Here is a 9,206-nt window from a genome sequence, read left to right as displayed (position 1 = left end):
GGGGGCAGCCCCCTGGGAGGATAGGAAGTTGCCAATCTTTTTTATTTTTTGTAAATTATAAAAGAGGGAAATTATATCCCTCTTTCATTTACTTCTTCAAGACGAAGTTTTAATTTTTTTAATAAAGAATTGAAAGATTTAGACTCTTCATCTGTAAATAGATCTTTAAATTTCTCTTGTAAATCTGGAATAAAAGCATCAATAAATTTAATAGCTTTTAAACCATCTTCAATCAGATATAATCCTTTTTTTCTTTTATCAAGCATTTTTTTTTCAATCAATCCCTTGTCTTCTAAATTAGTAATATATTTTGTGACTAAAGATTTTTCAATTTTTCTTAACTTTGATATTTCGTATTGTGTTATTCCGGGGTTATTATAAATTAATCGTAAATACATACTTTCTGTTTTAGTTATTTCCAATTCTGAAAGAAAATTATCAAAAAGAAAATTTATTTCTTTATTAATTGCAGAAATGAGAAGAATAGAACCTTCATTATTTTTCATAGAATCACCAACCTCAAATTAATTATACATATATCTTATAATACCTTTTAATATAAGAAAAGTAAATAGAAAGGGTGAAATATTCATATATGAACATACTATCTATTTATATGTTCAAAAATCAATTAAAATAAATATATATAAGAAAAGAGAACAAAAATATTTTAAAAATATGTGTATTAATTGAAATGTATTGTTTAGAGGAGGAAAAAAATGAAAAAATTTAATTTAATGATGTTAGTAGGGACTTTATTAGTAGGAAATCTAGCTTTTGCTGAAAGTGAAAAATCTTTCGATTATGAGAAAAATTTACAAGAAAGACAAGAGATGGATCAAAAAAATATTGAAGCGTATTCAAAGAAAAATGGTGTTTCTATTCAAGAAGCAACTCAAAAATATTATGAAAAATTACATAATGAATTTAAAAATAATGATGAATTAAGAAATGAAATGATAAAAGATAATTCAAAAGATTAGTTTTGTCTGTTATAAGATTTGTAATACAAATTTTTTAGAAAAAAATGTATTTTTTTCAACCAAATTATCTTGACTTTTTCCATTTAATTGGGTATAGTAAGTATAGAAACATAAAAAATCAGGAGGTATTTAGAATGCACGTAATAGATAAAGACACTTGTATTGGATGTGGAGCTTGCGAAGGAACTTGCCCAGTATCAGCAATATCAGCTGACGCTAATGGAAAATATGAGATTGGAGAGGCTTGTGTAGACTGTGGAGCTTGCGCAGGAGTTTGTCCAGTATCAGCAATAACAGCATAGTTATTAATTTAAAGTTTAAAGCTTAGGTATAAAACCTAAGCTTTATTTTTTTTTGTTTTTTTTGTATACTAAAATAAAAAGGACGGTTATTATGAATTTAAATTTAAGCCAAAAAGAAGCTGTAGAAAATATAAATGGACCTTTACTTATAATAGCTGGTCCAGGTTCTGGAAAAACAAGAACTTTAGTTGAAAGAATGATTTATATGATAAAGGAAAAAAATATAAAACCAGAGGAGATTTTAGTTTCTACTTTTACGGAAAGAGCAGCAAGAGAATTAACAACAAGAATAGGAAATAGATTAAAAAATGAAAAAATATATTTAGAGGGATTGTATATAGGAACACTTCATTCAATTTGTTTAAAAATAATAGATGAGAATATAGAATATTCAAATTTAAAAAAAGGATATAGAATTTTAGATAATGTAGATCAGAAATTTTTTGTTTTTTCAAAATTAAAATTTTTTAAAGAAATTAATGGATTTAAGAATTTTTTTCAAAATAAAAATTATTTAACTAATTGGAAAATTGGAGAAAATTTAATAAAATGGTTTAATAAATTTAGTGAAGAGGGACTTGAGTTAGATGATAATAGTTTCTTAACACAAAGTTATTTAATGTATAAAAAGTTAATTTTTGAAGAGAATACTATAGATTTTTCTATGATTCAATGTGAGGCTTATAGAATTTTAAAGGAAAATTTAGAAATTTTAAAAAAATTTCAAAGTAAAATAAAATATACAATGATTGATGAATATCAAGATACAAATACAATACAAGAAAAATTAATTTTTTTAATAGGTGGAAAAGAACAAAATATCTGTGTAGTTGGTGATGATGATCAAGGAATATATAGATTTAGAGGTGCTACAATTAGGAATATTCTTCAATTTGAAGGGCGCGTAGGAAAAATATGCAAAGTTGTTAAATTAGAAGTAAATTACAGATCAGAAAAAGATATTGTTAATTTTTGTAAAGAGTGGATAGATAGTTTATATTGGGATGAGTTTAGACATTCAAAAGAACTAATAGTACCCAAAGAAAAAAATATAGATAGAACACGGGTTGTAAAATTATCTGTGGAAAATTCTGAAAATAAATGGCAAGAAAGAATTGCTAATTTTTTAATTTTTATGAAAAATTCAAAAAAAATAAATGATTATAATCAAGTAGCTTTTTTATTTAGATCTGTGAAGAACAAAAGAATAGTTTCTTTAGCACATTATTTAGAGTATAGAGGAATTGGTGTCTATTCTCCTAGATCAAATCTATTTTTTAATAGAGAAGAAATTATACTACTTATAGGTGCTTTTCTTTATGTTCTATTAAGAGAAAATAGTAAAGTTTATAATAATGAATATAAATTAGAAATACTAGACTATTACAAAAAATGTTTAAATATTATAGAGAAAAAAATAAAAGTAGATGAAGAGTTAAAAAGAGAGTTAGAAATAATAAAAAGTGAATATGAAAATATAAATACTAATATAGGAAATCTTTTAAATCTATATTATAAAATTATTTCTATAAAATGTTTTAAAGAAATATTTGAAAATAAAGAGAATAGTGTTTTAGAAAATAGAGCTTTATATAATTTAGGTATATTTTCAAAAATTGTTGAAAAGGCAGATAAAATATCTAATATTCAAAATTTAAATGATGAAAATATAATAAAAATTGGAGATTATTTTTTTACAATGCATTTGAAATTTTTAAAACAAAATGGAGTAGATGAATATGAAGATATAAAAGAATATGCTCCTAAAGGAGCAGTTTCATTTTTAACGATTCATCAATCAAAAGGATTAGAGTTTCCAATTGTAATAGTAGGATCTTTAGAAAGTGTACCTGAATCAGATAAGAATGATGATGAAGAGTTAGAAAAAAAATACATTGCTTATAATGATTTTGAGCCTGAATACAGAATAAAAGATTTTGATTTTTGGAGATTATATTATACAGCTTTCTCAAGAGCTAAAAATTTATTAATTTTAAGTTGTATAGAAAATAACAAAGGTAAAAGACAGATACCATCGTTACCATTTAAAAGAGTTTATGAAAATATTCCAGATATATTATCTGGAGATTTAAACTTTTCAGAGTTAAATATAGAAAATACAAGCATAATAGATATTAAAGATAGTTATTCTTATACGGGAGACTTATTAAAATATAAAGAGTGTCCATATAGATACAAATTAAATAAAATTTATGATTTTCAAAGAAAAAAAACAATTGAAAATTTTTATGGAACCTTAATTCATGAAAGTTTTGAGTATTTAAATATTTCTGTATTAAATGGTAAAGATTTAAATACAGAGAAAATACAAAAGAAATACTATTCTGATTATGAATTTATGAAAAAGAAGGAGAATTTATTTTTAGATAAAGAAGTTTTAAATAAAGGATTAGAACAAATTTTAAATTATTACAATGGTGATTTGTTGAAAAATAAAATAGTAGATGTTGAAAAGAATTTATTTGTATTTAGAGGTAGTTATACTATTGAAGGAAAATTAGATTTAATTATACAAGATGGAGACAATTTAAAAATTGTAGATTTTAAAACAGGATCAGATAATATAGATGAGGAAAGCTTAGAAAATTATATATCACAAATAAAACTTTATTGCTATTTATTATCAATGAATAGTGAGAAGAAAGTTTCAGGAGGATGTATATATTTTGTAAAAAATGAAAATAAAATTGAAGTTCCTTATAATTTAGGAGATGAAGAACAAATTTTAAAAGATTTTGATTTGATAACAGAGCGGATATCTAACGGTGTGTTTTCAGAAAAAAGATTATCCGAAGAAAAATGTTTAAAATGTGAATTTAAAAAGCACTGTTTTGGTATAAATATGATATAATAATAATAAAAAATTAGGTGATAAAAATGTATGTAGTGTTAAAAGAAAGTGCTACATCTGAAGAAATCTTAGAGCTAAAGAAATTTATACAAAAAACAGGGCATGGAGCTTTAGAGGTTTTAGATGGTAGTATAAAAAAAATAGGAATAATGGGAAAAAAAGGTGGATTAACTAAAGAGGAATTGAAAGAGTTCTCAATAGTTAAAGAGATTGTAAAAATAGGAAAACCTTTTAAGTTTGTTAGTCGAGAGTTTAAAAAAGAGGATACTCTTATAGAAATAAAAGGTAGAAAAATAGGTGGTACAGATTTAATTCTAATGGCAGGACCGTGTTCAATCGAAAATAAAGATATGATAATGGAAATTGCTAAAGTTGTAAAGGAAAATGGAGGAGAATTTTTAAGAGGTGGAGCTTTTAAACCAAGAACATCTCCATATGACTTCCAAGGTTTAGGAGAAGAGGGCCTAAAATATATGAGAGAAGCATGTGATAAATATGACCTTATAATGGTGACAGAGGTAATGGATACTAGGGATATAGAGTTGATAGATAAATATACAGATATATTTCAAGTTGGAGCTAGAAATATGCAAAATTTTAGCTTATTAAAGGAACTAGGAAAGACAAATAAACCTATTCTTTTAAAAAGAGGACTGAGTGCCACAATAAGAGAGTTTTTAATGGCAGCAGAATATATAGTTGCTTTTGGCAATGAAAAAGTTATTCTTTGTGAAAGAGGAATTAGAACATTTGAAATTGCAACTAGAAATACTGTAGATATAAATGGTGTAGCACTTTTAAAAGAAAAATCTCATCTTCCAATTATAATAGATGCAAGTCATGGAACGGGTAAAAAATCTTTAGTTGAGCCAGTGACATTAGGGTGTATCTTAGCAGGAGCAGATGGTGCAATGGTAGAAATACATCAAAATCCAGTATGTGCTTTATCTGATGGAGAGCAAAGTTTAAATTTTCAAGAGTTTGAAATTTTATGCAAAAAAATGAAAAAAACGTTGGAATTTAAAGAGAGTTTAAAATGTTTATAGAAAAAGAATTTTATTATGAGCTTGAAGAGTTTTCAGAATTAGGATTAAAGGCAATTTATACTACTAAAAGTTTTGGAGATGTGAAAAAAGAAGAGGATAGAAATAAAATTAATTCTATATTAAATATAGAGGATAAAAAAATTTATTCAGGATTTCAAACACATTCATCAAATATTGTGATTATAGATGAAGAAACTCCAACTTATTCAGAAGATACAGATGGATTTATAACGAAAAGAGATGATGTAGTTATATTTACAAAATATGCGGATTGCTTGCCTATATACATATATGATAGTGAAAATGGCGCTTTTGGATGTGTTCATTCAGGATGGGTAGGAAGCTTTGAAAATATTGGTTTAAAAGCTGTTGAGATGATGATAAAAGAATTTAATAGTAAATTAAAAAATATTATAGTAGCATTTGGTATAGGAATATCACTTGAGAATTATGAAGTATCAGAAGAGTTTTATTTGAAATTTAAGAGTAAATTTAATGAGAAACTTTTAGAAAAAGTTTTTTTAAAAAAAGAAAAAAAATATTATTTTGATAACCAGCAATTTAATTATAATCTTATGAAAAAGATTGGAGTACAGGAAAAAAATATAATAACTAATAGTATATGTACATATAGAGATAATTTTCACTCATATAGAAGAGAAAAAGAGAGTTCAGGAAGAAATGGAGCATATATATTTGTTGACAAAAACAGAAAAAAGTGATACAATAATTTGCTAATAAAATGCACATTGATTATTTCTAAACAAGGTGCCCTTAGGGGATGTTTAGTTTTGAGATCAGTGGAAGAAATAACCAAAATTAGGAGGAATTAAAAAATGGCAGTAATTACTATGAAACAATTACTTGAAGCTGGAGTTCACTTTGGACACCAAGCTAAGAGATGGAATCCAAAGATGTCTAAGTACATCTTCACTGAGAGAAACGGAATCCACGTAATCGATTTACACAAATCTTTAAAGAAAATTGAGGAAGCTTATGCTGTAATGAGAGAAATCGCAGCAAACGGTGGAAAAGTTTTATTCGTAGGAACTAAAAAGCAAGCTCAAGAAGCTGTAAAAGATCAAGCTGAAAGATCAGGAATGTACTACGTAAACAACAGATGGTTAGGTGGAATGTTAACAAACTACAAAACTATCCAAACTAGAGTAGAGAGATTAAAAGAGTTAGAAAGAATGGATGCTGATGGAACATTAGATACAGCATACACTAAGAAAGAGGCTTCTAACTTCAGAAAAGAGTTAGTAAAACTTTCTAAAAACTTATCAGGAATCAAAGATATGAAAGAAGTTCCAGCTGCTATATTCGTAGTAGACGTTAAGAAAGAAACTTTAGCGGTAGTAGAAGCTGCTAAATTAGGAATCCCTGTATTCGCTATGATCGATACAAACGTAGATCCTGATTTAATAACTTACCCAATCCCTGCAAATGATGACGCTATCAGATCAGTAAAGTTAATCGCTTCTGTAATGGCTAACGCTATCATCGAAGGAAACCAAGGAAAAGAAAACGCTGCAGTTTCAAACGACGAAATCGTTGTTGAAGAAGGATCAGCTGAGTAATAAATACTTGAATTTAATGGAATTGAGGGCATAGCCCTCAATTCCTTGTACTATATAGATATGTAGAAATTCTAAAAATTTAGGAGGAAAAAATGGCAGAGATTACAGCAAAATTAGTAAAAGAACTAAGAGATAGAACTGGTGCTGGAATGATGGATTGTAAAAAAGCATTAGGAGAAACAAACGGAGATATCGAAAAAGCGATAGACTTACTAAGAGAGAAAGGAATTGCTAAAGCTGCTAAGAAATCAGGAAGAACAGCTGCAGAGGGATTAATATTTGACGGTGTTTCTGCTGATAACAAAACAGCAGTAGTATTAGAGTTCAACTCTGAGACAGACTTCGTTGCTAAAAACGATGAGTTCAAGGCTTTAGGAGCAAAAATGGTAGAGATCGCTTTAAGACCAGAGATCAAAACTGTTGAAGATTTAAAAGCTGCTGAGATTGATGGAGTTACAGTTGAAACAACTATAACTAACTTAATCGCAAAAATCGGAGAGAATATGTCTCTAAGAAGATTTGAAAAAGTAACTACTGAAGGGTTTGTAACTACTTACAACCACTTAGGAGGAAAATTAGGAGTTATCGTTGAGATGACTGGAGAAGCAACAGAAGCTAACATCACTAAAGCTAAGGATATCGCAATGCACGTAGCAGCTATGGATCCTAAATATGTTGACAGATCAGTTGTAACAACAGATGATTTAGATAGAGAGAGAGAGATTTCTAGAAAGCAATTAGAAGCTGAAGGAAAACCTGCTCAAATTATCGAAAAGATTTTAGTTGGAAAAATGAACAAGTTCTATGAAGAGAGCTGTTTAGTTGACCAAATTTTCGTAAAAGCTGAAAATAAAGAGACAGTTGCAGAGTACGCAGGAGATATTAAAGTAGTTTCTTTCGCTAGATATAAAGTTGGAGAAGGAATCGAAAAAGAAGAAGTAGATTTCGCAGCAGAGGTTGCAGCTCAACTTAACGCGTAATACAACAAAGTATAGGGGTGCGACTTAGCACCCCCTTTTTTTAAGCTAAATATGATAATAGAGGAGAGTTTTGAGATGAAGCCAATTTATAATAGAATTCTATTAAAATTAAGTGGAGAAGCTTTAATGGGAGACCAAGAATTTGGAATCTCTTCAGAAACAATAACTTCATATGCTAAACAAATAAAAGAGATAGCAGACTTAGGAGTAGAAGTAGGAATAGTTATCGGTGGTGGTAATATATTTAGAGGATTATCTGGAACTGAACAAGGAATAGACAGAGTAACTGGAGATCACATGGGTATGTTAGCAACAGTTATAAACTCACTGGCTCTTCAAAACGCAATTGAATTATTAGGAGTACCTACAAGAGTACAAACTGCAATCGAAATTCCAAAGGTAGCTGAACCTTTCATAAAAAGAAAGGCTCAAAGACATTTAGAGAAGGGTAGAGTTGTAATATTTGGTGGTGGAACAGGTAACCCTTATTTCACAACTGATACAGCTGCAGCACTTAGAGCAATAGAGATTAATGCAGATGTTGTAATAAAAGCAACTAAAGTTGATGGAATCTATGATAAAGATCCTGTAAAATTTGCTGATGCAAAAAAATATACAGAAGTTACTTATACAGAAGTTTTAAATAAAGATTTAAAAGTTATGGATGCAACTGCAATATCTTTATGTAGAGAAAATAAATTACCAATAGTTGTATTTGATTCATTAACAGAGGGAAATATAAAAAGAGTAGTTCTTGGTGAAAAAATAGGAACAACAGTAATAAACGGATAATTTTAGGAGGGTAAAATGAGCGCACAAGTAATAATGAATGATTGTAAAGATAAAATGGATAAAGCTATCGAATCTACAAAGCATAAATTTGCATCAATAAGAGCAGGTAGAGCTAACGTGTCAATGTTAGATGGAATAAAAATAGAGCAATATGGATCATTAATGCCATTAAATCAAGTTGGAACTGTATCAGCTCCAGAAGCTAGATTATTAGTAATTGATCCTTGGGATAAATCAGTAATACCTACAATTGAAAAAGCTATAATGACTTCAAACTTAGGATTAACTCCAAACAACGATGGAAAAGTTATTAGATTAATGATACCTGAGTTAACTGCTGATAGAAGAAAAGAGTATGTAAAATTTGCTAAATCTGAAGCAGAAAATGGAAAAGTTGCAGTTAGAAATATCAGAAAAGATATGAACAACAACTTAAGAAAGTTAGAGAAAGAAGGAGAAATAACTGAGGACGATTTAAAGAGATTTGAAGATGATGTTCAAAAGTTAACAGATGCAACAATTAAAACAATTGATCAACTTCTTGCTTTAAAAGAAAAAGAGATTACAACTGTATAGTATAAAAAGAGAGCTAATTAGCTCTCTTTTTTTGTAAGCAAAATATATAATATTAAGAATAAACCACTAAAAAAT

The 9,206-nt window shown here is 27.9% G+C and carries 10 protein-coding genes; 9 read left to right on the top strand and 1 reads right to left on the bottom strand.

The window, feature by feature from the left end:
• Window positions 1-71: 71 nt before the first annotated feature.
• Complete coding sequence (locus Q0V08_RS08630; RefSeq protein WP_297433941.1) at window positions 72-506, bottom strand: MarR family transcriptional regulator; 435 nt, start codon at window positions 504-506, stop codon at window positions 72-74.
• Window positions 507-719: 213 nt separating this feature from the next.
• Between Q0V08_RS08630 and Q0V08_RS08625 the strand changes: the two genes are divergently transcribed.
• From Q0V08_RS08625 to frr, 9 genes are all read left to right on the top strand, one after another.
• On the top strand, window positions 720-983 hold the full coding sequence (locus Q0V08_RS08625) for a hypothetical protein (protein ID WP_297433939.1): 264 nt from the start codon (window positions 720-722) through the stop codon (window positions 981-983).
• Between the two features lie 134 nt (window positions 984-1,117).
• Window positions 1,118-1,285: a 4Fe-4S binding protein gene (locus tag Q0V08_RS08620; protein WP_023052384.1), complete on the top strand. Its 168-nt coding sequence runs from the start codon at window positions 1,118-1,120 to the stop codon at window positions 1,283-1,285.
• Between the two features lie 91 nt (window positions 1,286-1,376).
• Complete coding sequence (locus Q0V08_RS08615) at window positions 1,377-4,157, top strand: ATP-dependent DNA helicase (protein ID WP_297433936.1); 2,781 nt, start codon at window positions 1,377-1,379, stop codon at window positions 4,155-4,157.
• A 26-nt stretch (window positions 4,158-4,183) separates the two neighbouring features.
• Window positions 4,184-5,203: a 3-deoxy-7-phosphoheptulonate synthase gene (gene aroF / locus Q0V08_RS08610; RefSeq protein WP_297433934.1), complete on the top strand. Its 1,020-nt coding sequence runs from the start codon at window positions 4,184-4,186 to the stop codon at window positions 5,201-5,203.
• Window positions 5,194-5,925, top strand: a complete 732-nt coding sequence (pgeF, locus tag Q0V08_RS08605; protein WP_297433932.1) for a peptidoglycan editing factor PgeF — start codon at window positions 5,194-5,196, stop codon at window positions 5,923-5,925. The genes aroF and pgeF overlap by 10 nt, the downstream gene beginning before the upstream one ends.
• A gap of 114 nt (window positions 5,926-6,039) precedes the next feature.
• Window positions 6,040-6,783: a 30S ribosomal protein S2 gene (gene rpsB, locus Q0V08_RS08600; RefSeq protein ID WP_023052245.1), complete on the top strand. Its 744-nt coding sequence runs from the start codon at window positions 6,040-6,042 to the stop codon at window positions 6,781-6,783.
• A gap of 92 nt (window positions 6,784-6,875) precedes the next feature.
• Window positions 6,876-7,763 (top strand): translation elongation factor Ts, encoded by an 888-nt coding sequence (gene tsf / locus Q0V08_RS08595; protein WP_023052244.1) that lies wholly within the window; start codon window positions 6,876-6,878, stop codon window positions 7,761-7,763.
• Window positions 7,764-7,838: 75 nt separating this feature from the next.
• A complete protein-coding gene (gene pyrH / locus Q0V08_RS08590) occupies window positions 7,839-8,555 on the top strand; it encodes a UMP kinase (RefSeq protein ID WP_185891049.1) in 717 nt (238 codons plus the stop codon).
• A 15-nt stretch (window positions 8,556-8,570) separates the two neighbouring features.
• Window positions 8,571-9,131, top strand: coding sequence for a ribosome recycling factor (gene frr, locus Q0V08_RS08585; protein WP_185891051.1), 561 nt, complete (start codon window positions 8,571-8,573; stop codon window positions 9,129-9,131).
• Window positions 9,132-9,206: the final 75 nt, after the last annotated feature.

Source organism: uncultured Cetobacterium sp. (genome assembly GCF_947038635.1).
GTDB lineage: Bacteria > Fusobacteriota > Fusobacteriia > Fusobacteriales > Fusobacteriaceae > Cetobacterium_A.
The sequence above is the reverse complement of the archived record's forward strand: the minus strand, read 5'-3'. Positions and strand labels throughout refer to the sequence as shown.